Origin of the sequence: Bacteroides propionicigenes (assembly GCF_018390535.1) — a bacterium.
Lineage (GTDB): Bacteria > Bacteroidota > Bacteroidia > Bacteroidales > Bacteroidaceae > Bacteroides > Bacteroides propionicigenes.
Genome location: NZ_JAHBBW010000003.1, coordinates 192,754 through 218,083, shown reverse-complemented (window position 1 = coordinate 218,083; position 25,330 = coordinate 192,754). Strand labels below are relative to the sequence as shown.

The 25,330-nt window shown below is 42.3% G+C and carries 19 protein-coding genes; 1 reads left to right on the top strand and 18 read right to left on the bottom strand.

Annotation, left to right across the window (positions count from 1 at the left end):
• Nucleotides 1-25: 25 nt before the first annotated feature.
• From KG118_RS06200 to KG118_RS06130, 15 genes are all read right to left on the bottom strand, one after another.
• Nucleotides 26-1,384, bottom strand: a complete 1,359-nt coding sequence (locus KG118_RS06200) for a sigma-54-dependent transcriptional regulator (protein WP_117711397.1) — start codon at nucleotides 1,382-1,384, stop codon at nucleotides 26-28.
• Between the two features lie 119 nt (nucleotides 1,385-1,503).
• Entirely contained in the window at nucleotides 1,504-2,991 is a 1,488-nt protein-coding gene (locus KG118_RS06195; protein ID WP_117711396.1) for a TolC family protein, read from the bottom strand.
• Between the two features lie 365 nt (nucleotides 2,992-3,356).
• Nucleotides 3,357-4,505, bottom strand: coding sequence for a bifunctional histidinol-phosphatase/imidazoleglycerol-phosphate dehydratase HisB (hisB, locus tag KG118_RS06190; protein ID WP_117711395.1), 1,149 nt, complete (start codon nucleotides 4,503-4,505; stop codon nucleotides 3,357-3,359).
• A 24-nt stretch (nucleotides 4,506-4,529) separates the two neighbouring features.
• On the bottom strand, nucleotides 4,530-5,570 hold the full coding sequence (gene hisC, locus KG118_RS06185) for a histidinol-phosphate transaminase (RefSeq protein WP_117711394.1): 1,041 nt from the start codon (nucleotides 5,568-5,570) through the stop codon (nucleotides 4,530-4,532).
• Between the two features lie 20 nt (nucleotides 5,571-5,590).
• Nucleotides 5,591-6,883 carry a histidinol dehydrogenase gene (gene hisD / locus KG118_RS06180; RefSeq protein ID WP_117711393.1) on the bottom strand — a complete coding sequence of 431 codons (1,293 nt, stop codon included), beginning with the start codon at nucleotides 6,881-6,883 and terminating at the stop codon, nucleotides 5,591-5,593.
• Between the two features lie 11 nt (nucleotides 6,884-6,894).
• Entirely contained in the window at nucleotides 6,895-7,746 is an 852-nt protein-coding gene (gene hisG / locus KG118_RS06175) for an ATP phosphoribosyltransferase (RefSeq protein ID WP_117711392.1), read from the bottom strand.
• A gap of 255 nt (nucleotides 7,747-8,001) precedes the next feature.
• Nucleotides 8,002-8,493 (bottom strand): PaaI family thioesterase, encoded by a 492-nt coding sequence (locus KG118_RS06170; protein WP_117711391.1) that lies wholly within the window; start codon nucleotides 8,491-8,493, stop codon nucleotides 8,002-8,004.
• Nucleotides 8,494-8,542: 49 nt separating this feature from the next.
• Nucleotides 8,543-9,919 (bottom strand): MFS transporter, encoded by a 1,377-nt coding sequence (locus tag KG118_RS06165; RefSeq protein ID WP_117711390.1) that lies wholly within the window; start codon nucleotides 9,917-9,919, stop codon nucleotides 8,543-8,545.
• Between the two features lie 15 nt (nucleotides 9,920-9,934).
• Nucleotides 9,935-10,837, bottom strand: a complete 903-nt coding sequence (locus KG118_RS06160; RefSeq protein WP_187120016.1) for a glycerophosphodiester phosphodiesterase family protein — start codon at nucleotides 10,835-10,837, stop codon at nucleotides 9,935-9,937.
• 10 nt (nucleotides 10,838-10,847) lie between these two features.
• Nucleotides 10,848-12,047 (bottom strand): ComEC/Rec2 family competence protein, encoded by a 1,200-nt coding sequence (locus KG118_RS06155; RefSeq protein WP_117711389.1) that lies wholly within the window; start codon nucleotides 12,045-12,047, stop codon nucleotides 10,848-10,850.
• 1 nt (nucleotide 12,048) lies between these two features.
• Nucleotides 12,049-13,443: a RagB/SusD family nutrient uptake outer membrane protein gene (locus tag KG118_RS06150; protein WP_117711388.1), complete on the bottom strand. Its 1,395-nt coding sequence runs from the start codon at nucleotides 13,441-13,443 to the stop codon at nucleotides 12,049-12,051.
• A 12-nt stretch (nucleotides 13,444-13,455) separates the two neighbouring features.
• Complete coding sequence (locus tag KG118_RS06145; RefSeq protein WP_117711387.1) at nucleotides 13,456-16,971, bottom strand: TonB-dependent receptor; 3,516 nt, start codon at nucleotides 16,969-16,971, stop codon at nucleotides 13,456-13,458.
• Between the two features lie 259 nt (nucleotides 16,972-17,230).
• A complete protein-coding gene (locus KG118_RS06140; protein ID WP_117711386.1) occupies nucleotides 17,231-18,220 on the bottom strand; it encodes a FecR family protein in 990 nt (329 codons plus the stop codon).
• Nucleotides 18,221-18,362: 142 nt separating this feature from the next.
• On the bottom strand, nucleotides 18,363-18,965 hold the full coding sequence (locus KG118_RS06135; RefSeq protein ID WP_117711385.1) for an RNA polymerase sigma-70 factor: 603 nt from the start codon (nucleotides 18,963-18,965) through the stop codon (nucleotides 18,363-18,365).
• Between the two features lie 112 nt (nucleotides 18,966-19,077).
• Nucleotides 19,078-20,325: a hypothetical protein gene (locus KG118_RS06130; RefSeq protein ID WP_117711384.1), complete on the bottom strand. Its 1,248-nt coding sequence runs from the start codon at nucleotides 20,323-20,325 to the stop codon at nucleotides 19,078-19,080.
• Between the two features lie 268 nt (nucleotides 20,326-20,593).
• On the opposite strand from KG118_RS06130, the gene KG118_RS06125 reads away from it, so the two are divergent.
• On the top strand, nucleotides 20,594-21,691 hold the full coding sequence (locus KG118_RS06125; RefSeq protein WP_117711475.1) for a DUF4421 domain-containing protein: 1,098 nt from the start codon (nucleotides 20,594-20,596) through the stop codon (nucleotides 21,689-21,691).
• Nucleotides 21,692-21,705: 14 nt separating this feature from the next.
• Here KG118_RS06125 and KG118_RS06120 read toward each other — a convergent pair whose 3' ends face one another.
• From KG118_RS06120 to KG118_RS06110, 3 genes are all read right to left on the bottom strand, one after another.
• Nucleotides 21,706-22,368 carry a DUF2490 domain-containing protein gene (locus tag KG118_RS06120; protein ID WP_117711383.1) on the bottom strand — a complete coding sequence of 221 codons (663 nt, stop codon included), beginning with the start codon at nucleotides 22,366-22,368 and terminating at the stop codon, nucleotides 21,706-21,708.
• A gap of 178 nt (nucleotides 22,369-22,546) precedes the next feature.
• Nucleotides 22,547-23,215, bottom strand: coding sequence for a CatA-like O-acetyltransferase (locus KG118_RS06115; RefSeq protein ID WP_117711382.1), 669 nt, complete (start codon nucleotides 23,213-23,215; stop codon nucleotides 22,547-22,549).
• A 62-nt stretch (nucleotides 23,216-23,277) separates the two neighbouring features.
• A complete protein-coding gene (locus tag KG118_RS06110; protein ID WP_117711381.1) occupies nucleotides 23,278-25,308 on the bottom strand; it encodes a protein-disulfide reductase DsbD family protein in 2,031 nt (676 codons plus the stop codon).
• Between the last annotated feature and the right edge of the window lie 22 nt (nucleotides 25,309-25,330).

The following is a 25,330-nucleotide window of genomic DNA, read 5'->3' as shown; positions in this document are numbered from 1 at the left end:
TAAATGAGTTATGATGAATCAGAAATTATAATTCATATTTTATTCCGTATTTCTCCAACCGCCTGTACAGTGCAGCCCTGCTGATGCCCAACCCTAATGCAACCTGACTGAGATTGCCTTTATGTTGTTCCAAAGCCTGCAGGATAGTCTGCCGTTCTATTTCGTCCAGCGTCATGCCGGCAAAAGACGTTCCTTCGGCGGCCTTTGCGGGTTCGTCATGGCGCTGATATTGCGATTCAAAATCAGAAGCATCTAAAGTCTGTTTTCCGCTGACAAGAATGGTACGCTCCACCAGATTCTTCAATTCGCGGATATTACCCGAATAAGGCAGGCGGGAAAGGAAATTCAGTGCGTCCGCCGAGAATTCGGTATGTGGCAAACCGTTTACAGCTGCCTGACGGTCGGCAAAGTGGCGTGCCAACAGAGGAATATCCTCACGACGTTCGCGCAAGGCGGGAAGTTTTACGGTTATCAGATTGATACGGTAGAAAAGGTCTTCGCGGAACGTGCGTTCGGAAACCATTTTGCGCAAATCGGCATTGGTGGCGGATACTACACGTACATCCACCTTGCGCGGGCGGCTGTCTCCAAGCACTTCAAAAGTCTGGTCTTGAAGCACACGCAACAGTTTTACCTGACAAGACAAATCCAAGTCGCCTATTTCATCCAGAAAGATAGTCCCTTTGTTTGCCAGTTCAAAACGGCCTATACGGTCGGCGCTCGCATCGGTAAAAGCGCCTTTCTTATGACCGAACATCTCGCTCTCGAACAAACTCTGCGAAATACCGCCGAGATTGACCTTCACGAAAGGTTGCTTGGTACGCTGGCTGTTGATATGGATGGCCTCGGCTATCAGTTCCTTACCTGTACCGCTCTCACCGGTGATGAGTACGGAAGCGTTGGTACGGGCTATGCGGGCTACGGTATTCAGTACTTCCATCAGTCCTTGTGACTTTCCTATGATGTGGCTGCGGTTCAAGCCTTCCGCCTGCTCTTCCGGCACTTCCTTCGGAGCGGCGCTCAATTCCAAAGCGGTTTCGATGCGCTGCAAAAGGGCGGCATTGTTCCACGGCTTGGTAATAAAGTCGAAAGCACCCGCCTGCATACCCTGTACGGCAAGCTGTATACTGCCCCATGCTGTCATCAAGATAACGGGGACGTCGGAGCGGAACACCTTCACCTGCTTCAACAGCGTAAGCCCTTCCTCACCGGTAGTGGAGAGCGTAAAGTTCATATCCATCAATATCAGTGCGGGAGATTCTGCACGAACTATATCCATTGCTTCACGGGGACCCGGAGCTGTTTTTACTTCATAACCGGCACGCTTCAACATAAAACTAAGTGAAGAACGTACGGCACTATCATCATCGACTATCAGTATCATAGCATTTTGTAGTTAGTTGCTTGCAAAAGTAAGTTTTTTCACCACAGTTCATACAGATTTGCACTCTTTTTTTGTTTTTTCCCTTATAATCTTACAAATCGGTATGTTTTGTACCGGAATCAGCCTTTGATTATATCTTCAAAGTCGGCTTCCAACTCCATGTTCCGTTCAAAATCCCAAAGAGTCAGGCTACGGAGCTGATAGAAATAATACCAATAGTAATAAAGTTCGGAGATGTGTTTTTGCCGTGCTTCGTCTTTGGAGTTCTGCGCATCGTTGAGGTCAAGAGTGCTTATTTTGCCAATCATAAAAGTCTCCACACTGGTCTTGTAACGTTTTTCGGCTATCAGGTCGGCTTCTTCGGCTATTTCCAGTTGCTGGGCTTGGTTGTTGAAGTTTGCCACCAGCAAGAAGATGTCCTGATTGAAGTCCATTTGTTCCTGGCGGATTTTGGAAAGCACCACTTCGCGGTTGCTCTTCGCCACTCTCACCTTGCCGCGACGTTTGCCCCAGTCGAGGATAGGTATTTTTACACCGACTTTCACAATCTGGTTATCCAGCAAATCCTGATAGGCAGAGGAGAATTCATAGTTTTGTCCGGTATAGCCAACGCTGGCAAACAAGTCAATACTCCTTAAATTTCCACGTGCCGTAGCCACTTCATAGTCGGCTTCCAACTGGCGGCGGCGTATATTCTGGGCAAACGAGTTGCGTTCCAAAGCCTTGTTCAGGACGCGGTCATAGTCCATTTTAATACCCGAAACAGAAGCGGGTATCACAGGGTTCAGTCCCTCGCTCTCCGACACGCCGAGGAATGAACGCAACTGGAACATCTTGGCGTTCAGTGTGCTTTCGGCTTCGGTTACATCGGCTTTGCCTTGCAGGGAGTTCAGTTTGAGCTGCAACAGGTCGTTTTCTGAAATCTGCCCCATTTTGCGTTTGGCAATGGCCACTTCATATAGGCGGTCTGAATTCGCTTTATTTTGCTGTGCTGTGGCAAGCGCTTCCTTTGCCAGCAATAATTCGAAGAAGTAGGTGATGGTTTTCATCGTTACTTGTTCCGTTGCCGAAATAAAGGCAGCCTTTGCCTCTGCATACCGTACAGGTTCGATACGGCGGTTCCACTTCAAACTGTTCACGCCGAATATGGGTTGCGTCAATTCAAGGCTTACGGGCACGGACATAAACTGCTTATTACCGTCGGAGCCCAACTGCTTGATGTAATCGAGGGAAGAAGCCAACGACAGCTTACCACCTGTGAACCAGATATTCTGGTCGATGGAAAGTGCACCGGACAGTCCCAATGTATTGTTACGGACAAAGCTATAAGAACCGTCTGAATTCTGATAGGTGCTGTATGACTTGTTATAATTGGGCAATGTTCCTGTAAAGTTTACTTCGGGCAGCAGGTCTGCTCGGAAAGTACGGTATTCCCAATAGGCTGTTTTCAACTCGTTGAGTGCCACCGCAGCATCTACAGACTGGGTACGTGCCAGGGCGATGGCTTCTGCCAAAGTAATGTCACGTTCGTGCGTCAGAGTATCATTTTGTGCCGATGCAATCAGCGGCATCAAAAAACAAGCGGCGAGTAAAATATTCTTTTTCATGTTCGGTCTTTAAAATTGTCGTTGATAGAAAAGCAAAGAGTGTGCCAAGCGGGCAGGAAGGCATTACGCAAGGGGGAGTGTCCGAAATCGGACACTCCCCCTGTTCGTTTGCGGACAATCGGCGGCGATTCTGTAACGTGCCAATAAAAAGCCAGCCCATGTGCCATTTTTTGGGCTCATTTCCAGACGAATAGCCCATTTTACAGCCAATGCTACTGCCAGTCTACTGACACAACATAATTAATAAAGAAAAGATATACTAAAGTATATCTGTCGGAGAGAGAAAACTGATGATGCGTTCGGGCAAGGCAGATGATGCGTCCGGGCAAAGCAGATGATGTATTCGGACGCAACGCATCATACATTTACAGTACCCCTTTCGAGCTTGGCAGTTCATAGTGATAGATATCACGTTTCACTGCCATTTTCAGGGCTCTTGCCAAGGCTTTGAAGATTCCCTCTATCTTATGATGTTCATTCTGTCCTTCCGCTTTGATATTTAGATTCATCTTGGCCGCATCGCTCAACGACTTAAAGAAATGCAGGAACATTTCCGTAGGCATCTCTCCTATTTTCTCGCGCTTGAACTCGGCATCCCATACCAGCCAGGGACGTCCTCCAAAGTCCAGACATACCTGACACAGACAATCGTCCATAGGCAGTGCGTACCCGTAACGCTCTATGCCGCGCTTGTTGCCCAATGCCTGATACAGACACTCACCCAAAGCAAGGGCGGTGTCTTCTATCGTATGATGTTCGTCCACTTCCAAATCGCCTTTCACGTGAATTGTCAAATCCATACTGCCATGCTTGCCTATCTGTTCCAGCATATGGTCGAAGAAGCCGAGCCCGGTATGAATATCACAATGACCGTTACCGTCCAAATTCACAGCTACGTAAATATCCGTTTCTTTCGTGGTACGGCGTACTTCCGCTTTCCGTTCACCTGCAAAAAGAAATTCAGCGACTTTATCCCAATCTTTCGTTGCCAAAGCACAGACATCCTCCAAGCCCTCACAGGCAGCTTCACCGCCGGATGATTTCGGCTTCAGCATATTCGTATCTTCCTGCAAAAAGATGGCACGACATCCCAAGTTCTTCGCCAACTCCACATCCGTAGGGCGGTCGCCTATCACAAAACTGTTTGCCAAGTCGTATTCGGGATTGTCGAGGTACTTCGTCAGCATACCGGTACGCGGCTTGCGGGTCGGTGCATTGTCTTCGGGCATACTACGGTCTATGCAAATATCATCGAACGTAATTCCCTCCCCTTCCAGCGTCTTCATCATCAGATTATGCGCCGGCCAAAAAGTTTCTTCCGGAAAAGACGCCGTACCCAGCCCATCCTGATTGGTAACCATAACAAGCTCAAAATCCAGTTTGCTGCGGACAAAGCCAAGGTTACGCATCACTTTCGGATAAAACTCCAGTTTCTCCAACGAATCTAACTGATAATCTACAGGCGGCTCAATAACCAACGTCCCGTCACGATCTATAAAAAGTACCTTCTTCATACTTTGTATTTTATATCTTATACTTTATACCTCATATTTCCTCAACGCCTCAAGCAACCTGTCATTCTCGTTTCTTGTACCTACCGTTACCCTCAGGCAGTTTCCGCAAAGCGATACGGAGTTACGGTTACGCACAATAATACCTTCGCCCACCAGATAATTATAAATCTTCACAGCATCCGTCACGCGGGCCAGAAAGAAGTTGGCATCAGAAGGAAACATTTTCACCGTACAAGGCAACTTAGCAAACGCCTCCTCCAAACTTTCGCGTTCCTCTTTCAGGGTCTTTACCCAACGCTCTATCTCATAGTAACGGTGCAACATCTCTATCGCCTGTTTCTGCGTCAGCAGGTTCACATTATAAGGATACTTTATTTTGCTGAGAATCGAAATAATCTCCTGCGAAGCAAAAGCCATGCCCAAACGTATGGCAGCACATCCCCATGCTTTAGAGAAGGTTTGGAGCACAACCAGATTAGGGTATTTATCCAGTTCTTCCAAGAAAGAAGGCGCTTCCGAAAAGTCGTTATAAGCCTCATCCAGTATCACCAGCCCATCGAACCCACGGATAATTCGCTCAATCTCGCAACGAAGCAAGTCGTTTCCCGTAGGATTATTGGGAGAACAAAGGAATATCAACTTCGTATGCTCGTCCGCAGCCGCCAGCAGCTTATCTGCCGAGAACTGAAAATTCTCATCCAGCAATACTTTACGGTATTCCACATCGTTCACCTCCGCACACACCTGATACATACCGTATGTAGGGTCTATAGCTACCACATTATCCATACGCGGCTCGCAGAAAGCACGGAATAGAAGGTCTATCGCCTCATCACTGCCATTTCCCAGAAAAATATGTTCGGGGCTTACCTTCTTTATTTTCGACAGTTCTTTCTTCAATTCCCGTTGCATCGGGTCCGGATAGCGGTTGTGCGGCATATTGTACGGATTTTCGTTTGCATCGAGAAAAATGGACGCGGCAGCGCCATTATATTCATCACGTGCCGAAGAGTAAGGCTTCAAGCGCCACACATTCGGCCGGGTAAGTTCTTCTAAAGTTCTCATGGACAGATGTTTTTTTATTTTCAATTCTCAACTCTCAATTTATCAAGTCTGACAGTTACCGCATTCTTATGTGCATCCAGATGCTCGTTGGCAGCCATTTCCTCTATAGCCGGGCCAATGGTGCGTATTCCTTCCGGCTTAATCTCTTGGAAAGTAATCTTACGTATAAAGCTATCAAGACTGACACCGCTATATGCTTTGGCATAACCGTTGGTGGGCAGCGTATGGTTGGTTCCCGAAGCATAGTCTCCTGCGCTTTCCGGAGTGAGAGAACCCAAGAATACCGAACCGGCATTAACTACCCGTTCCGCAACGGACATATAATCCGCTGTTTCGATGATGAGGTGCTCCGGTGCATAGGAGTTGGTCAGTTCAACGGCTTCGTCCATATCGCGCACTACAATCAGTTTACTGTTGGCAAGAGACCTCTCCGCAATCTCCTTACGGGGCAGCAAAGCCAACTGACGCTCCACTTCTTCTTTCACCGCCTGTTGCAACGCCGGGGAAGTGGTAATCAGTATCGCCTGACTGTCTACACCATGCTCTGCCTGACTCAGCAAGTCGGCAGCCACAAAAGACGGATTGGCTGTTTCATCCGCCAGCACCTCCACTTCCGAAGGACCCGCCGGCATATCAATGGCTACATCACGCAAGCTCACCAACTGTTTGGCAGCCGTTACATATTGATTGCCCGGACCGAATATCTTATACACTTTCGGCACGCTCTCCGTGCCATAGGCCATTGCCGCAATGGCTTGCACACCACCGGCTTTGAAAATGCGGCTTACACCCGCCACCTTAGCCGCAAACAAAACGGCAGGGTGCACTTTTCCATCTTTGCCCGGAGGAGTACAAAGCACTATCTCCTTGCATCCCGCAATCTTTGCCGGAACAGCCAGCATCAGTACGGTAGAAAAGAGCGGGGCTGTTCCGCCGGGAATGTACAAACCGACTTTCTCTATGGCAACCGCTTTCTGCCAACAAGTAACACCCGGTTGAGTCTCTACCCGTTTGCCCTCAAAGCGTTGCGCCGCATGAAAGGTCTCAATATTCTGTTTGGCAAGACGGATGGCTTTTTTCAGCTCTTCGCCCACCAATGCGGCAGCTTCCTCCTGTTCTTCTTCCGTCACAGCCAATGCGGCCAGCGACACTTTATCAAACTTTTCTTCGTATTCCAATACGGCACGGTCACCTTCCGCTTTCACACGGTCTATAATAGCCCGTACCGTATCGAAGAGGTTTTCCGTGTTCATCACCGGACGTTTCAGTAATTCCGCCCATTGAGATTTATCAGGATTAGTAATCAAGTTCATACCACTAACTTTTAAAGTATCATTTTTTCAATCGGCAACACCAAAATGCCTTCTGCACCCAATGCCTTCAATTTACCGATAATCTCCCAAAAACATTTTTCATCCAGCACTGTATGTACTGAACACCAACCCTCTTGCGCCAACGGCATCACCGTAGGGCTCTTCATACCCGGCAATACGGCTATAATTTCATCCAGTTTTTCTTTCGGCGCATTCATCAACACATATTTCTTGTCTTCCGCCGTCTTTACTGCATTCATACGGAACAGCAATTCATCCAGAATCTCCTTCTTCTCCTCACTCATATTCTTGTTGCCAATCAACAGAGCTTCGGACTTCATCACCACTTCCACTTCTTTCAGGCGGTTGCTCACCAAAGTAGAACCGGAACTTACAATATCAAAAATCGCATCGGCCAGACCAATACCCGGAGAAACCTCTACCGAACCTGTAATCACGTGTATCTCCGCTTTCACTCCCTGTTCTTTAAGGTATCGGGAAAGAATGCCGGGATACGAAGTGGCAATTTTCCTACCTTCAAACCACTGCGGACCCGTATATTCAATATCCTTAGGCAGGGCCAGTGACAAACGGCATTTGCTGAATCCCAAACGCTTTACAATTTCAGCATCTTCCGCCTTTTCCATAAACTCGTTTTCACCGACAATACCCAAATCGGCCACTCCCGTAGCTACCGTTTGCGGAATATCATCATCGCGCAAAAACAAGACTTCCAAAGGAAAGTTGGAAGACTGTACCAATAGTGTGCGTTTCGTTGCACTCAGTTTAATATCCGATTCTTCAAGGAATGACATTGTTTCGTCAAAAAGACGGCCTTTGGCCTGTACTGCAATTCTTAACATGATATTATTTTATATTTTATGGTTTGCTAATAAAAAAACGAGGTTTACCAGTGTTCGGCAAGCCTCGTTCATTATATGTTCTTCGTTATACACATATCCTCATACGCCCACCGAGTTATTCGTCAGGATGATAATGGTGATGATGTGCAACGATATTCTTCATACTTTCTCTACTTTTGATGCGACAAATGTAAACGATTTATTTTAAACAACCAAAGATTTATCACAAAAAGTTCACTTTTTCTTTCACTTTCATCAAATAAGCGGTAATATTTCATCCGGTTCTACATCACAGTGATGAAAACACATTTCTTTTTCCGCCTTTTCCTGCGGGAAAGTAAAGTAGGTGCATGTGGCTTCCGTACAGAGTTCGCCCATGCTGTTATACAGCCTTGCTTCTATAATGGCAATATTACGTTTCTGTTCACGTAGCGACGCCCGCAGTACCAAATGTGTATCATTAGTAGATATGGACTTACGAAAACGAGTCTCCATTTTAGAAGTCACTCCCCCGGTCTGCAACTTGCGGAACACCACCCAGCCGCAAATTTCATCCAGCAATACGGACTGAATGCCGCCATGCAATGTGTTCAACCATCCCTGATATTCCGGACGGGGCTTCCAGATACTCACTACTTCATCGCCGTCTTCATAGAATTCCATTCTTACACCTGCCTCATTATCAGGAGAACAACCAAAGCAATTATAGCCTTCCATGTTTTTCCATGGGTTGATAATCTTCTTCATATACTATTTTTTCTGTAAAGATAAGCTATTCTATGAAATCCACACAACTTTATTCTTTACTTCTCGCATTCCACACCAGCAACGCCAATAACACAGACATCAAAGCCGCACCTATCCAAAACCAGTTGATATAGGTAAAGTCGTACACCTCCACACCATCGACAAGCCGCTTGTTGCCTTCAATCAGCACTCCGCTCATCACATCCTGCAAGCCGGCACCGATATAACTCGCAATGCCTACCACGCCCAAAGCAGCACCCGATGCGTTACGGGGAGCAATATCCACAGCCATCAGTCCGCCCAGAAAGCAAATCAACACACCGATACCCAAGCCAAAGAGAATCATTGCCAAAGCATCCACCCAAAAATGGACACCCGGAACAAGAAGAAAAAGACACAGGGCAACCACATTCGTCAAACCGAATATCAAGGCGGGAATATTGCGACGACCTCCGAAAAGCTTATCCGAGATAACCCCGGAAAACATAGTCCCTACAATACCGCATACCGAACTTATGGAAATGATGAAGCTGGCATCCAACGTGGAATATCCCTTCTCTGCCTGCAGATAGAACACACCCCAGCTATTCACCGCATAACGGCTGATATACATAAAGGCGCTACTGAACGCAAGTATCCAAATGGCAGGATTTCTCAACACCGCTTTCTGGGCACGGTTGAACTCTTCTGTTTCCAAAGCATTCATTTCCTTTTTCTCCGCAGGGGCATTGACGGCAGGAAGTCCCTTGCTCTGAGGAGTATCATGAAAAAAACGCCAGATTATCAAAGCACCAACCAGACCAACCAGACCTGCACCCAGAAAACCGTAACGCCATCCCAACGCACTTACAATGGAAGCCACAATAATAAATGTCATTGCCTCACCGATATTATGGCTTGCGCTCCAAAAGCCATAAAAAGAGCCGCGTTCCTTGTCCGTAAACCAACGGGAAAGACCTACCACACAGGAAGCCGCACCCATAGACTGAAACCACCCGCTGATACCCCAAAGAATGGCAAACAGAATAAAAGAATGTACAAAACCCAAACAAAGGTTGACCAATGCGGTCACCAGCAAACCGGTTGACATGAAACGGTTGATATTACTGCGGTCTGCCAAAAAACCATTCGTAAACTTGCCGACAGCATAGGTAAAGAACAGTACCGCACCAATGATTCCCAGTTCGGTTTCCGAAAAGATACCCTCATCCACAATAGGCTTCTTCACTACATTCAGACTCAAACGGCAGACGTAATACATACCATAACCCAAAGTGGCGGCAAGGAAAGTGGACCACTGTAAACGCTTCAAACGTTGCTTCTGTCCCATCAGGCAGTCATCGGAAGAGGAGTCATCAGACAAAGCTCCGCCATGACCGGATTTCGGTTGCGAAACCCGGTAGAAATCAATAATAGACTTAAACATGATGATTTTCAATCTTTATTCATGCAACTTCTTTGCTTTCAGATACTCCAGCAACAGAGCCGGACGGTCCGTCTGAACCAGTTTAGCTCCCTGACCGATTATCCACCCCCAACTTTCATCCGGCTGATGCAACTCTACGGCACGGTCATCATCATGTCCGCCGCAGAGTTCAGGCCAGAGGCTGTTTATAAAGATTTTTGCACCGCTATCACGAACTTTTTTTATTAAACGCTGAACTTCGGGACCATCATTATTAAATACCAATTCAAAAGCCTGTGGTTTCATGTGTTTCAAATAGCTGTCTATTACAGCTTCAGCACCTTCCTTATGCAAATTCACAACAGGCATGAAAATCATTTTATCCAGCACCTCACCATTTTCAGCCTTTACCTGTTCGTAAGGCAAACCGGCTTTCATCACACACTGATTTACCGTACCCGTTTTTTCAAGAATAGCATATGCATCTTTAAAGTAATCATAACCTTTATCCACATTCACCATTATCTTACCTTTACACAAAAGCATCACCTCTTCAAAGGTGGGTATAAGATGACGTGTTTTATGTCCTGCACCGTTACGCATACGAAACTCATGCAATTCTGCTAAAGTAAAATCTTCCGGACGACCTTTTCCTGTTGTAGTACGGTCAATTGTTTTATCATGCATCAGAATCAGATGTCCGTCCTTGGTACGTTTTAAATCTATCTCGACCATATCAACTCCCATATCAATACAATTTTGAATAGCCTGCAAAGAATTCTCAGGAGCATTACGCCAATCGGCACGATGAGATACAACCAACACTGATTCACTGGCTGGTGCATTAAATCCTTCCAAAATATGGTCTACGGTTTGTTGAGCAAGTACATAACCTGCCCATATCATACTAACGTAAATGAATAATAAAATTTTCTTCATAACCATAAAATTATTTCGTACAATCAAATGTACCCAATTCTTTTTTAATTAAATGTTTGGAATCACTGTCATTCAGTATATAAATACTGTATTTTGCCCCGCCCGGATACACACGAACAACAATATGTCCTTGAGTAGATGCCATCTTATCCGTCAAACTTCCTATAACTATCTTTGCAGCCGGATGTAAATTAGTAGATATCACATTCCTACTTTCCGGATAAATCTCTTTTGATAAAGCCCGGGCTAATACTGTATGATTAGGATGTAAAGCATCCCACGCAGACATTATTATATTCTGAGGGGATAAACGCGCCAAAAAATGCTCATTTGTACCATCTTCATTTCCATGATGATTTAAGACCGCAACTTCAACCTTACCCACAACATCAGAAACAGGAGACTCAATATCATGCCATAGTGGACGTCCGGGACGTGGATAGCCGGGAATATCCCCACCTGTGTAATAATCAAATAACCCATAAGTCAGTTTAACTACACAGCTATACATATTTTCCCGGGGCATCTCTTTTTTGGTATAAAGAATTCGGTCAGAAAACAACGTATCAATCTCACCGTTTTTCAAAGCTAACATACCATTGGCATATATATTCCGGATATGAAAAGAAGGATAACTCAGTCTATCATACAGCAAACTAAATTGTTTATCAGTACCCACTTTAAAAGTTTGATGTTCCACCTTATTGTCTATAGATTTTATAAAACGGCAATAATTGGAATAACAAGAATCGGAAAAAGAAGGTGGAAAAAAGTCTCCTCCTCTATCAACGATTGTATGTGCCGGAAAATGCTGATAAACATCTGTAACTCCGGTTAAATAATAACGTTTTTTCTCTTCTTTTACGCGAAACAAAGCACCAATATGATCAGAATGGTGGTGAGTCAACAAATAATAATCAATATACTTCCTGCCATTTGGAATAAAGGAAGCAATATAATCTGCAATCCATTCACCTGCTCTTTTTAGGTTATCCGGTTTGGGGGCAACAACTCTCGTATTAGCTTTTATTTCTCCTGCATCAATCAATAAAGTTGTACCATCCGGAAGAATACAAAAAGTACAATCACCACGTCCGGTATTTATGTGATGAATATCCAAATACCCCTCTTCCCATTTCTCCAAAGTCTGTGAGAAGACGGTTGTGGCGGCAAATGCCGCCACAACCAATAATAAAATATACCGATTCATATTAATTATACCCCGGATTTTGAGGGAATGTTACAGGATTATTAATCAAATCAACCTCTGTTTTCGGAAGCGGATATAAATAATCATTCTTCGTAATTGTAAATCCAACCTTAGACATGGCATCTATTGCTGTATCTGTACGAATCAAATCAAACCAACGGTGCAGTTCAAAAGGAAATTCCAAACGTCTTTCCTCTAATACAGCCTTACGAAAGCTATTTTGATCGTTCAATTCTGTTGAAGTATATGCAACCGCTTTTGCACGTCCTCTAACCAAATTTAAAGCACTCATAGCCTTACCATCCTCCGTTCCATCGTAAGCTACCTCATTATGAGCTTCTGCACACATCAACAAAACATCAGCCCATCTCAATAAAGGAAGATCAAAACCGACCTTAGCTGTTGTTGCATCAAACGTATCATAATATTTAGCTATCACATTATTATTAGCATCCACCTTTTTATATTCAATCATATCACGACGTTCATCCGTAGTGCCATAAGAAGCCTTTAATTCACTATAAATAACAGATTTGTCCTTAAAATAATCATTGTATCCATGTCCCTCTCCAATAACAGACTTTGAATAACGGACAGCAAACAATATTTCTTTGTTCATCTCATTATTCACACTAAACACATCCGCAATATTATCTAATAAGCCATATTGTGATGAATATGTCTGTATCAAATTATCCAATAGTGTAACCGCATCCGACCACTTCTTCTCAGTCAGATACACTTTACCCAACAAAGCCTCTGCTGCAACGGAAGTTGCGCGCCCTAAATCGTCACTACCATACGAGGGTTCCAACTTTTTAGCTGCATCCTTTAAATCATCTTCGATAACTTTATAAATATCTGCTATAGGAGTACGGCCATAGTTCACTGCATCCACAGCTTTAATCGGCTCTAAAATAAGAGGAGCATCTCCCCATAAACGGACAATATTAAAATAAGCCAAAGCACGCAAGAAAGCCGCTTCTCCCTCATATTGTTCCCTCAATTCATCATTAGCAACAACATGGCTATTAGCGAGTACATTGTTACATCTATAAATCTGATTATAAAGTTCTTTCCAGGCTTGACGAATAATATTATTTCCAGAAGTTGCCGTAAAATTATCTATAAAATAAAATACACCGGCTGCACCCCCAGGATTAATATCTTCTACATTGTCAGAACGAAGTTCCATTAAAGCTATAAAGTATTCTCCATATTGATAAGTGCCTTGCAATGAACCATAACAAGCTGTTAAAGCCGAATTTATATCTGAGGTATTTTTATAGTAATTAACAGAAGAGGCTTCAGATATAGGAGTTAGGTCCAAAAAGTCGCTACAACTTGTCGCCGACAATAGAGCGAATAAACTAACTATATAATATTTTATCTTCATAATCTATACTATTTAAAAGGTTACATTTAATCCAAAAACAAAGGACTTAGCCAATGGATAAGTTCCATAATCAATACCGGGTGTAAGAGAGTTGCCTTTCATATTTACCTCGGGATTATATCCGCTATATTTTGTAAAAGTAAACGGATTCTGTGTAGACAAATAAACGCGGAGATGATTAATACCTACATTAGACAACCAAGATTTAGGCAATGTATAACCTAACGTTATATTTTTTATTCTCAAATAAGACCCATCCTCAATATGCCAAGTTGAAGTAGTACCATTCATTCCGGTAGCGCTTCTATTGGCTCGTACCACCAATCCACTTCCCGGGTTACTCTCTGATACCCAACGATCCAAAGCATCAACCTGACAGTTGTTTCCACCTTCCATATTATCGATATAACGACGGAATATATTAGCAATTTTATTCCCCTGTACTCCTTGTAAAGACACGGCTAAATCGATATTCTTATATTTCATCTCGGTAGAGAATCCATAAGTAAATTTCGGCATATAGTTTCCTGTAATAGTACGGTCATTTTCATCGATTTCTCCACTTCCGTCTACATCTTTATAACGGAAATCTCCCGGTTTGGCACCTTTTACATAAGCATATTTGCGTTTAGTTTTATCCGGATCTTTAGAATTATCTATCTCCGCTTGATTAGCAAAAACACCATCTGTAACCAAAGTATAATAGTTACCTATCGGTTCGCCAACTTTCGTAATAAATGTCACACTTTCTGTTGTTGTCAGCATCTCATCAACTCCCCCTAAATCAACAACTTTATTTCTATTAGCGGAAATATTAAAACGATTATTCCAAGTAAAATCTCCCCACTTATTCGTTGTAGCCAAAGAAAACTCAATACCTTTATTGCTTACCTTACCGATATTCATAGGAATTGTACTGAAACCGGAAAATTCTGCAACAGGAACATCCAATAACATATCACTGGTAGTACTTGTATACCAGTCCAGTTCAAAGGTAAACATATTAAATAAGCCAAACTCCAATCCTAAATTCAACATAGCTGTTTTTTCCCAGCCTAAATCCGGATTTCCAGCAGTTGACGGATATAAACCATTTGCCAAAGTTCCGTCATTTTTTCCATAAGCATAGTTATCCTCGCTTAAAGTCGCATAATAATCATAATTGCCAATATTAAAATTACCGCTCACACCATAGCTGGCACGCAACTTCAAAGAAGAAAGCCAATGTAAACTCTTCATAAAGTCTTCTTCACTGACATACCATCCGGCAGATACAGAAGGGAATGTCCCCCAACGATTGTTTTTCCCAAAACGGGAAGAACCATCAGCACGAATAGCTGCCGAAAGCATATATTTTCCTTTATAAGAATACTGTGCACGTGCCAATGCAGAAAGTAAAGACCACTCATAAGCCGTAGCGCTCCAATTCGTAATAGCCGATGCCGCATTTATAGTATGCACCAAATCATTTGGATAACCATTTCCTGCAATCAAAGAGGTATTAGCAGACTCTTTTTGAGCCGACCAACCTGCCACAGCAGACAAATGATGATCTTGCTTAAATGTTTTCACATAAGACAGCGTATTCTCCCATACCCAGTTCAACAGGTTTTTATCACGTTTCGACCCTTCCGGTACAGAAGGCGGTACTCTATTCAATGATGTCGGCAAAGTAGAAGGACGGTAATACGAACGACTATAACTATTAAAATCAACCCCAAAACTAGTCTTAAATTTCAAATCCTTATACAATTCATATTCTCCATATACATTACCCAAAAAACGATACCTCTTCATTTGATCCTCTTTTTCATTAGCCAATGCCACCGGATTTACAATTTGCGGATGCTTATATTGCCAGTTCCATTGATCAAAGTTATAAGACCCATCAGGATTGTACACAGGCATAATAGGAGCCATTGCCAGTGCAGAAGCAACAATAGTTTCATTCTTATAACGGTCTTCAGTAGGCACAATGTCATACACTGAATAGTTAAAAGATAGATTAGCTCCAAAAGCAAATCTCTTATAACTAGTATCAACCTTACCTCTTGCGCCCATTTGTTCAAATTCAGAGCCAATAACAATACCTTCTTCTTTCATGTAATTCCCTGAAATAAAGTATCTGGTAGAGCTATTTCCACCGGAAAGAGAAAGATTGTGACTATGAGTCAAAGCAGTCCGCATCACCTCATCCTGCCAATCAGTATTAGTCAAGCCTGTCTCACCATTTATATAAGGCATAATTTCCGGTGGCAACAAATATGCCTGATTTATAGTGCCCGGTTTCTTTCCAAGTTTAGTATTACGTTCATCATTAGTATCAGTAATGCTTCCTTGTATACCTTTACTCTCTAATAAGTCAAGATATGCATTATTATGCCCGTCATAACTAAGTTTTGCATAGTCATAAGCATCCAGCATATCTATTTTTTTTGTGCGTTGTTGGAAACCTACATATCCGTCATATTGTACTGTCGGTTTCAAATCCTTGCCTTCTTTCCCTTTTTTGGTCGTAATAATTACAACACCGTTAGCGCCTCTCGAACCATAAATGGCCGCAGCTGAGGCATCCTTCAATACTTCAATAGATTCAATATCATTCATATTGATAGTACTCAAAGGAGAAACACTTTGTCCTGCCCCATTACCGGCATCACTAGACATTGGAAAACCATCTATTACATACAAAGGATCTGTACCCGCGGTAATACTGCCGCTACCTCTAACTTTTATAGATAATCCGCCACCGGGTACCCCATTCGGTTGAGTAACTTGTACGCCAGCCATCTTACCGACAAGGGCCTGATCCACACTTGACACAGGAACGGCTAACTCGCTGGCTTTCATTGATGATATAGAAGTAGTAACATCACGCTTACGCTGTACACCATAACCAACGACTACCACCTCATCAAGAAGTTCATTATCTTCTTTTAAAATAATTTTAGCCAAATCTCTATTATCCGCCTTAAATTCAGCTGTTTTATAACCGATATAAGAAAAAGAGATTGTCCCTTCTTCCGGAACATCAGACAAAGTATAGTTCCCATCAACATCGGTTATTATACCATTAGTTGTGCCTTTTACTACCACGCTTGCACCAATAATAGGCTCTCCCGTTTGGTCAACTACTCTACCTGTAATTGTTTTAGTCTTTACTTGCTTACCCGTATTTGAATTTTTCTGTTTGCCTACAGAAATCGTATTATTTTCCCTATTGAAATATAACTTTGTTTGAGAAGATATTTTATCCAATACAGATTGTAAAGAAGCATCTTTGACACTTAAAGACACACGTGATACATTATTTATCACTGTTTCATCATAAAAGAATTTCAATCCGGTTTGTTTACTCAGTTGATTGAAAACATTTTCTACCGTTTCATTTTGAACACTTAGCGTAATATTGTTCTGATTTTGTGCTTGAACACTATAAGGTACAAATGACAAGCATACGAATAGTAAAAAAGCTAAAAACGAATATACATTTCTACTTTTCCTTTTAGAATTAGGAAGAATATTCATAAATTTGTGCGTTTTAGTAATTAAATAAATTATTTAAAACAAAGGTTTTAGTAATCCGCGATACGTTATTCACACGGGGGAAAACGAATGAATATCCGTCCGGACTATGATAGGGGCTTCTCTGAGAGACAGCTCCTATTTTTTTAAGAATTAAGGATGTGTTTTCATACTTGCTTTTTCTTGAATTAAAGGTTAATATTCACGAGGTTTACATATAATACACTATTACTTCAATGCGCTGGGGTTTCATTAACATATTTTATTGCTTATACAATAATACCTGATTTCCACTCTTCTTATAACGAATGCCACTTGTGTACTCAATAGACTGTAGCACAGCCTCCAAACTCTTATTATCATGCTCACCGGAAATAAGGTTGCTAAAGTCTTGACCTTCAGCAAAAGTGATACGACAATTATACATACGCTCCAATTCTTTGGCTACATCACGTATCGGAGTAGTGTTAAAGCGCAAGCTACCTTTTCGCCAAACAGCTACAGCACGATCTTCGTGCCGCTTGTTATATTCTCCCGAAACTGTATTGATAAGTACCTGTTCCTTAGCTTGCAGACGCATCATTGCTTCGGGCATATCGACCTGCACTTTACCGCTTTCTACATCTACAGAAACCACTTCATCCGAAGAATAGGATTTGACATTGAAACAAGTACCCAACACACGCACGTCAAAATGACGGGCATTTACAATGAAAGGCTGTTTTTCGTTATGATATACACGGAAATAACCTTCACCCTCCAACTCTATTCTGCGTTCATCATCGACAAAATGATTCGGATAACGCACACGTGAACAGGAATTTAAAGTTAAGTATGTACCGTCAGGAAGTTGTATTTCTTTGCGTTCACCGAAAGATGTGGAAGCTTCCAAATAGGATATCTGTTGCCGGTCTATATAATGTATATAACTGATACTGCCAAAAATAAGGCAAACCACAGCAGCCACACTTGCTACCGCCGCCACTGTCCGGCGAAACCATGTCCGTTTTTTATGCTCAATATGCTTCAACAACAATCGAGCTTCCTTTTTATATTGTTCGCGTTCAAGATCAGTACGAGCCTGACGAACGGAAGATTCTTCCCAAATATCGGTTGCCAGTTCTTCAAAACCGTCAATACCGTGATGTTCCGAACACTGTAAACCATCCATCAGCCTACGTGCATCTTCCGTAGTATACAGGTCATCTAAATAACGGCGAAACAATGATTTATCTCTTTCACTATTCTCCATAGTTCCTAATTTTAATAGTACAAAGGCTATCAAAAATAAACCTTTTATATGGAGATATACACGTAAGAGAAGAATTACAGGGGTGCGATTAGCGTTTTTTAAGAAATAAAATTCCTGCCAAATGGTCTGGTCGTGCGTCTTCCTACAAATTTAAGCAAATAAGAAGCAAAACAAGGTCTGCACCCGCTACTGAGTTCTTTTCCAAATAAGTACGCAATATCCGTAATGATATAGAAATGGATTCCTGTACTGTATTGACAGAAATACCCAATGCTTCGGCTATTTCACGATGAGACATTTGCTGTTCCCGGCTCATTTCAAATATTTCACGCTGGCGGGGTGTCAGTTGTTGCAATGCACGAACAATGAACTGCCGCAAGTCATTGGCAAAAACAGTCTCTTTCGTATTATTTGTATAATCCACCGCTTGCGAGAGTATCTGTTCCCTAAGTTTATCCTGATTGGCCAAGTCACGCAACTGATTCAGTATGCGGTTGCGTACAATCGTATATAGATAAGCCGAAAAAGATGCGTCCGGATTGATAAAACGACGACCTTGCCAAACTACCGTGAAAGCATCCTGAAAAATATCCTCTGCATACTCGCGTGACTTCAAAAAGCGCATGGCAAAGTATATCAAACGATTTTTATAGGCAGCATAAAGTTCGCAGAAAGCATCCTCATCCCCCTCTATCAGACGGAGAACAAGAGCATGCTCATCATTAAGAATTCCGGTTGCGTACATACTGTATTTTTAAAGTTTGCCTACAAAGGTATCGCTATGATGTTACAAACCTATGTAAAATTCGGGAAATAAAAAAGAAATAAAGCAAATCTCTACATAGTTAAGTCGGCAACTAATGTTTGCTAAACATAATCATTATAACACTAATCAACAGCAAAGTAATTGAATATAAATAGAAAATTGTTTTCATACTCTTCAATAAAGCTATAAACTTTATATTGGGACTTGGTACCCAAATCAGTCCGACTGATAAACAGGCACAAAAGATATTAGCAATGAAAAGAACAAATAATTCTTCCGGAATATTGCCAATAAAAGATACGCTGAGCGGTAATAAAAAAGTAATGATAGTAACTATACCACTTGTATTCTTTTCAACCACAACAACTCTGTGCTCATACCATGCAAATTTATCTGTAACATTCTCAGCATCATTATAAAAACTAAAACAAAGATTAAAACCGAAAAAGATATTTCCCAATATCCATGGGAAAAAGTAGATATAAATATTGTGTTGCAGAATTTTGGAATATAGTAAATAAATAATCAAAAGATTCCATAATAACATAGCGACATAATAGGCAATACTACTCAGATCTATCTCTACAATTTCTTTATTGGGTAGTCGAGTTCGAGACTTGGTAAATAGCATTTGAAATATTAAATAGCCACAAGTCTGCAATAATATATAATTAGAAAAAGTCCATGTAAAAATATAATCTCCCATCAGGTACGAAGGAACTCCACTTCCTAATGCAGAAATAGTGCTGCACAAAAGAGAAGGTAACAGAGCAATGCAAACAGTATAGAAAAGCAAATGAAGATCCTTATTAACAATTACTTTTATAATCGTTACAACAAAAGTGGCAGAAGCAAATGTATAAAGAATCGTAATCCATGTATGAGAATTGAATATACAAAATAAAATATATAGGATAAATAAAATCAATAGCAAAAAGTTATATTGTGAAAGATAAAATATCCCTTGTGCATATTTATTCCTATTTGGTATTTTCAACCGTTTCAAGGCAAAGAAAGCAACAAGTAATAGAAAAATCTGAAAAGTATTAACGATACAATTTATTAATAATATTTTCAAAGGAAGCTCTAAAACAAATCCACATATTAAAAATGACATCACTCCAATAACTATCCCCCAATATTGAAGATACATAATACAAGTAAAAAGTATGACTACCGTAATATAAAAGGGCAAACTTGTATAGAAGATTGCAGAATTATTATTCAATAGTAAAGGAATAATACTTGTCACTACGGCGATTAGCATCATTATGAGTAAATTCGCACAAACTCTCGTTGTCTCCAGCTTATAGGTGTCACTATGTGAAGATTGTATCATATTATTTCCAGTATTAATCAAAATAAGTAATGTACAAAAATACGAATATATATCAAAAAGAAAAGATATGTATCCGGCAAAGTTCAGAATTTCAGAAAAGTTTCTCCCCTTTTTCTTAAGAAATAAACTAAATTCTCTTTTTACATACTGTTTTTTTCATATCTTCGTTTATCCAAATGGTCTGTCAGTTAGAATGGGCAAGAGTCGCAATACTTTCATCCTTCAGTTTGTTTATATTTATACAAACCGAATAATTAATAAAAGAAGAATGCTTAGAGGTATCAGCTTTTGTATAGGTGTATTGTTAACACTTTCTTTGTTTGCCCAAAACAAAGAAAATGATTCAATTATATCCGACAGCATATCACGCAGGAATGACAGTCGATTCAAGAAAGTGATTAAACGTTTCCTCAATTTCAGCGATTTTGATACCACTTATATCAGTCCAAACCGCTACAACTACGCTTTGATGCTCGACCACTTCACCAACTATGAATATTATTCCGTAGGGAGTGGCACTCCCGAACCTCAACGCCTCCGGTTCTCACCCAAACCTCATAATAAAATAGGAGTCTATTTTGGCTGGCGCTGGATTTTCTTGGGGTGGGCTGTCGATGCGGACGGCCTTTACGGAAAGAAAAGCGGGAAAAAAAGAGGAACTGAATTCGACCTCAGCCTTTACAGTTCCAAGTTAGGAGTGGATATTTTATATAAACGTACAGGTAACTCTTACAAGATACATAACGTAACAGGATTCTCCGACCATATACCTGCCAATTATTCTGAAGACTTCAACGGACTGAAAGTAAAGATGAAAGGACTGAATTTATACTATATATTCAACAACCGGCGCTTTTCTTATCCTGCCGCTTTCAGCCAATCCACCAACCAGCGGCGTAACGCCGGCTCTTTCATTGCCGGATTCTCCGTATCAACTCATAATCTGGATTTTGACTATACCAAGCTGCCCGACGTTATTCTGGAAACAATGAATCCGGGTATGAAAGTGAACCATATAAAATACACCAATATCAGCCTCAACGCCGGCTATGCCTATAATTGGGTATTTGCCCGCAACTGCCTTGCCTGCATTTCCCTCAATCCGGCAGTGGCTTACAAAACCTCACGCATTAAAAAAGCGGAAGGAGAAATGGACGAGTGGTACAAGAACTTTAATATCGACTTCATCCTGCGTGCAGGAGTGGTATATAACAACAGCAAGTATTTTGTAGGCACTTCATTCGTAGGCAGAACATATGACTATTACCGAAACAACTTCTCTTTGAACAACGGCTTCGGTACATTGCAGGTATATGCAGGGTTCAACTTCTGTCTGAAAAAGGAACACCGCAAGAAAAAGCGATAACAAACCTGTTATAATCAGAAGGAATAAGTACAAGCCACCCCTACTATATCCTTTCGCCCCTTGCTCTCCCATTGGCGGCAATAAAAGATATCCGCTTCCCAATCGGAAGAGAGCGGAAGAACCACTCCGCCACGATAGCGCATACGTTGTACATCAAACCGTTCTCCACGATTCAATCCGTTATACATTTCAACCGAAGCATACGGCTCTATTTTACATTTGGGAATATCATAGGCCAACTTAACGCGTGAACGCCAGCGGAACTCATCACCATTGCTATCGAAAGTGTGTTGGAAACGTTCGCGAAGCGAAACTTTCAGCCTTTGTACGCGAGTGGAAAGCGTTCCGTCAAAATGATAACGGTGACGGAATTTCCAACCCGCTTCTCCCCGGTTGCGATAATGGACTTCGTAGCCCGCAGCCACTTTCAGAAAAGGGAGCACAGAATATGCCCCGCCTATATCCAACCCCCAACGGTCTGTCTTGTCAAGATTATCTTTTGTACGCCATTCCAATTTTCCGGACAGGGTAAATGCCGGTTTTACCTTATATTTAAAACCGGTACTTGCCCAAGTGGTAAAGTCCCTTTCCTGTGCATACAGAGAAATAGGCACAACAAATAATACCGCTACCAGCAAGCCACAGATTCTCCATACACCAAAATTCTTCTTTACCATAATTATTTCAAAATAAGTAAATACACATAATTAGCTTATGCTATCTGTCATTCAGAGCGTAGCGAAGAATCTACTCTCTTGATGTATACACAGAGAAGAGATTCTTCGCTACGCTCTGAATGACAGATGCTCTTGATATAAACATTTAACATCGGTTTCACATCTGCAAAGCTAAAGATTAATTCTGTAATAATTCTGTAATTTCTTTCAAGTGTTTCTCTATCTTCTCAAAAAAGGAAGCCAGATGCGAACCGTCCACAAAAGCATGATTCACATAAATGGAAAGCGGAAACACCAGACGCTCTCCGCGAGACACTACTTTACCGACGGTCATCAGGGGATGGCTACAACCGTTACCGGCTTCGGCAACGGTATAAGTGGTCGATGTGAAGTACATTTTGGGCACTGCACTCAGATGCACCACATCGTAATCTCCTTGCTGCATCAATGTCTTTTCCGCACCGTAAGGGTCACCGTCTTCGGGAATATTCGTAATCAGAGCATACGCTTCGGCATAAAAGCGTTTGAAGTCTTCATGGTAAGGAATACGAACTGTATAGAAAGTCTTTCCCGGAACTGCAATCGGGGAAATAATGTCTACCCGGTCGTGAAATACAACCTGCCCGTCCTTATCTATGCGGTAACGGAGTTCGTTCACCTCATTAGCCGAACGAAGAACCGCATACAAGTAATAAAGGAAAAAAGAGTGTTTTGATTGCTTTGCCGCAACACTGGCCTCCGTACAATCTATTTCGGTAGTCACCGAATACCATGAGTTTAAAAATGTACGGAAAAAACCGTAATTGTCACGACGTTCCCAAGTGTCAATGTTGATAATGTGTTTCATAAATAAAAAAATGGATTACGAAAAAAGGATACTTATACAGCATCCTTTCTTCTATTCAGTTATTATTTTTCTTTTTTATAATTTTCCAATCCTGTCTGCAGGAACTCGATGTACTTTGGAATACTTTCATCATAAGAATATGACTTGTTCAGCGGCTCACCTTCATTGTTTATCAACACATAGAAAGGCTGGGCATTGGCGCCGAACTTCACCCGCTGCAAGTAGCTCCACTTATCGCCCACCGTACGCAAGGTACGTTCCGTTCCGTTCTCCACAATCTTCACCGGTGAGGGAAGCGGAGTCTTATTGTCTACATAGAGCGTAATGAGCACATAGTCGTTATTGATAATATCGCTTACTTTCGGGTCTGTCCATACGGCAAGTTCCATCTTACGGCAATTCACACAACCATAGCCGGTAAAGTCCAACATCACAGGCTTGCCCTGTTGGCGGGCATACTCCATACCGAGGTCGTAATCATCGAACTTGGCATGCACCTCATTATTATAAAGATTGAAGTCTTGCGTCTGCATAGGCGGTGCAAAAGCGCTGACAGCCTTCAACGGAGCCCCCCATAACCCGGGAAGCATATATACGGCAAACGCCAGCGAAGCCAGTGCCATAAAGAAACGAGGCACACTGACTTTTACATCGTCATCATCGTGCGGGAACTTGATTTTGCCCAACAGATAGAAACCAAGCAGGGCAAACAGTACAATCCACAATGCAAGGAAAGTTTCACGGTCGAGTATGCGCCAACCGTAAGCCAAATCGGCCACGGAAAGGAATTTCAGCGCAAACGCTAATTCAAGAAACCCGAGTGTCACCTTGATTACATTCATCCAGCCGCCTGATTTGGGCATTGACTTCAGCCAAGACGGGAACAGTGCAAACAGAGTGAACGGCAATGCCAAAGCAATAGCAAAACCCAGCATCCCGATAGCCGGAGCTATCATGTTGCCGGTAGTGGAAACCTGTACCAGCAAGAAACCGATAATAGGGCCAGTACACGAAAATGACACCAACGACAGCGTAAACGCCATCAAGAATATACTGAGCAAGCCGCCTGTCTTTTCCGCTTTAGAGTCTACCGCATTGCTCCACTTGGAAGGAAGCGTAATTTCAAAAGCTCCGAAAAAAGACGCCGCAAAAACTATCAGCATCAAGAAGAAGAAGATGTTGAAAACAGCATTCGTTGACAACGAATTCAAGGCATTAGCACCGAAAAGCCCTGTTACCAGCAGCCCCAAACCAACATATATCACTACGATAGATGCACCGTACGTCCAAGCGTCACGAATACCTTTCTTCTTGTCTTTGCTACGTTTCAGGAAGAAGCTGACAGTCATTGGAATAATAGGCCACACGCAAGGTGTAAACAATGCCAGCAACCCGCCGACAAATCCGGTGATAAAGATGTAAATCCAAGACATATCTTCCTGCGAGGTGGTTTCGCCCAATGCTTGCAATTCATTGATAACCGGTTTCCAAAGGTCGATAGTTCCGTTATCGGCAACTTTGATTCCGGTAGTTCCTTCCGCCCCACCTATAATAGTCGCCTCTCCGGTTTCGGCCGTTTCGGAAGAAACTTCCGGTTTCACCGGTTGGGCATCGGCCGCCGGTTCTTTAGGAACCACGCCTTCCGCATTGCCCGAAAACTTGAACGGCACTTGTGTAGGCGGCAAACAGTTTTCGTCATTACATGCGCCATATTCCAAATAGCCTTCCACCTTATATGCACCACCGGTCAGCTTCAGCTTCTGTACAAACTGAACGGAATTTGCAAAATAGCGCACCTTCATCTCGAATAGCTTGTCGAATGCGGCAATTTCTTTTCCTATCGGCTTGAGTTTCCCGATAAGTTCCGCACCTGAGATTTCTTCGACATTAAATGTTGCCGAAATAGGACCGCCGTCACCCAAATCGGTTGAGTACACATGCCAGCCCTTATCAATAGTTCCTGTAAATACGACCTCTGCCTCACCTGCCTGCAAAGTCTTTAACTCCGACTTAAACTTGACAGGTTCCTGTATCTGCGCCTGCACCACCACGGCGAAAAGCAACAGAAGAATGGAGAATATGCTTTTCTTCATTTTATTCTTTCGTTTTTTTTAA

What these genes read in the sequence shown, in the direction of transcription:
- KG118_RS06200 (WP_117711397.1), bottom strand. Translation starts at nt 1,384, where the DNA reads ATGATACTGATAGTCGATGATGATAGTGCCGTACGTTCTTCACTTAGT.
- KG118_RS06195 (WP_117711396.1), bottom strand. Translation starts at nt 2,991, where the DNA reads ATGAAAAAGAATATTTTACTCGCCGCTTGTTTTTTGATGCCGCTGATT.
- hisB (WP_117711395.1), bottom strand. Translation starts at nt 4,505, where the DNA reads ATGAAGAAGGTACTTTTTATAGATCGTGACGGGACGTTGGTTATTGAG.
- hisC (WP_117711394.1), bottom strand. Translation starts at nt 5,570, where the DNA reads ATGAGAACTTTAGAAGAACTTACCCGGCCGAATGTGTGGCGCTTGAAG.
- hisD (WP_117711393.1), bottom strand. Translation starts at nt 6,883, where the DNA reads ATGAACTTGATTACTAATCCTGATAAATCTCAATGGGCGGAATTACTG.
- hisG (WP_117711392.1), bottom strand. Translation starts at nt 7,746, where the DNA reads ATGTTAAGAATTGCAGTACAGGCCAAAGGCCGTCTTTTTGACGAAACA.
- KG118_RS06170 (WP_117711391.1), bottom strand. Translation starts at nt 8,493, where the DNA reads ATGAAGAAGATTATCAACCCATGGAAAAACATGGAAGGCTATAATTGC.
- KG118_RS06165 (WP_117711390.1), bottom strand. Translation starts at nt 9,919, where the DNA reads ATGTTTAAGTCTATTATTGATTTCTACCGGGTTTCGCAACCGAAATCC.
- KG118_RS06160 (WP_187120016.1), bottom strand. Translation starts at nt 10,837, where the DNA reads ATGAAGAAAATTTTATTATTCATTTACGTTAGTATGATATGGGCAGGT.
- KG118_RS06155 (WP_117711389.1), bottom strand. Translation starts at nt 12,047, where the DNA reads ATGAATCGGTATATTTTATTATTGGTTGTGGCGGCATTTGCCGCCACA.
- KG118_RS06150 (WP_117711388.1), bottom strand. Translation starts at nt 13,443, where the DNA reads ATGAAGATAAAATATTATATAGTTAGTTTATTCGCTCTATTGTCGGCG.
- KG118_RS06145 (WP_117711387.1), bottom strand. Translation starts at nt 16,971, where the DNA reads ATGAATATTCTTCCTAATTCTAAAAGGAAAAGTAGAAATGTATATTCG.
- KG118_RS06140 (WP_117711386.1), bottom strand. Translation starts at nt 18,220, where the DNA reads ATGGAGAATAGTGAAAGAGATAAATCATTGTTTCGCCGTTATTTAGAT.
- KG118_RS06135 (WP_117711385.1), bottom strand. Translation starts at nt 18,965, where the DNA reads ATGTACGCAACCGGAATTCTTAATGATGAGCATGCTCTTGTTCTCCGT.
- KG118_RS06130 (WP_117711384.1), bottom strand. Translation starts at nt 20,325, where the DNA reads ATGATACAATCTTCACATAGTGACACCTATAAGCTGGAGACAACGAGA.
- KG118_RS06125 (WP_117711475.1), top strand. Translation starts at nt 20,594, where the DNA reads ATGCTTAGAGGTATCAGCTTTTGTATAGGTGTATTGTTAACACTTTCT.
- KG118_RS06120 (WP_117711383.1), bottom strand. Translation starts at nt 22,368, where the DNA reads ATGGTAAAGAAGAATTTTGGTGTATGGAGAATCTGTGGCTTGCTGGTA.
- KG118_RS06115 (WP_117711382.1), bottom strand. Translation starts at nt 23,215, where the DNA reads ATGAAACACATTATCAACATTGACACTTGGGAACGTCGTGACAATTAC.
- KG118_RS06110 (WP_117711381.1), bottom strand. Translation starts at nt 25,308, where the DNA reads ATGAAGAAAAGCATATTCTCCATTCTTCTGTTGCTTTTCGCCGTGGTG.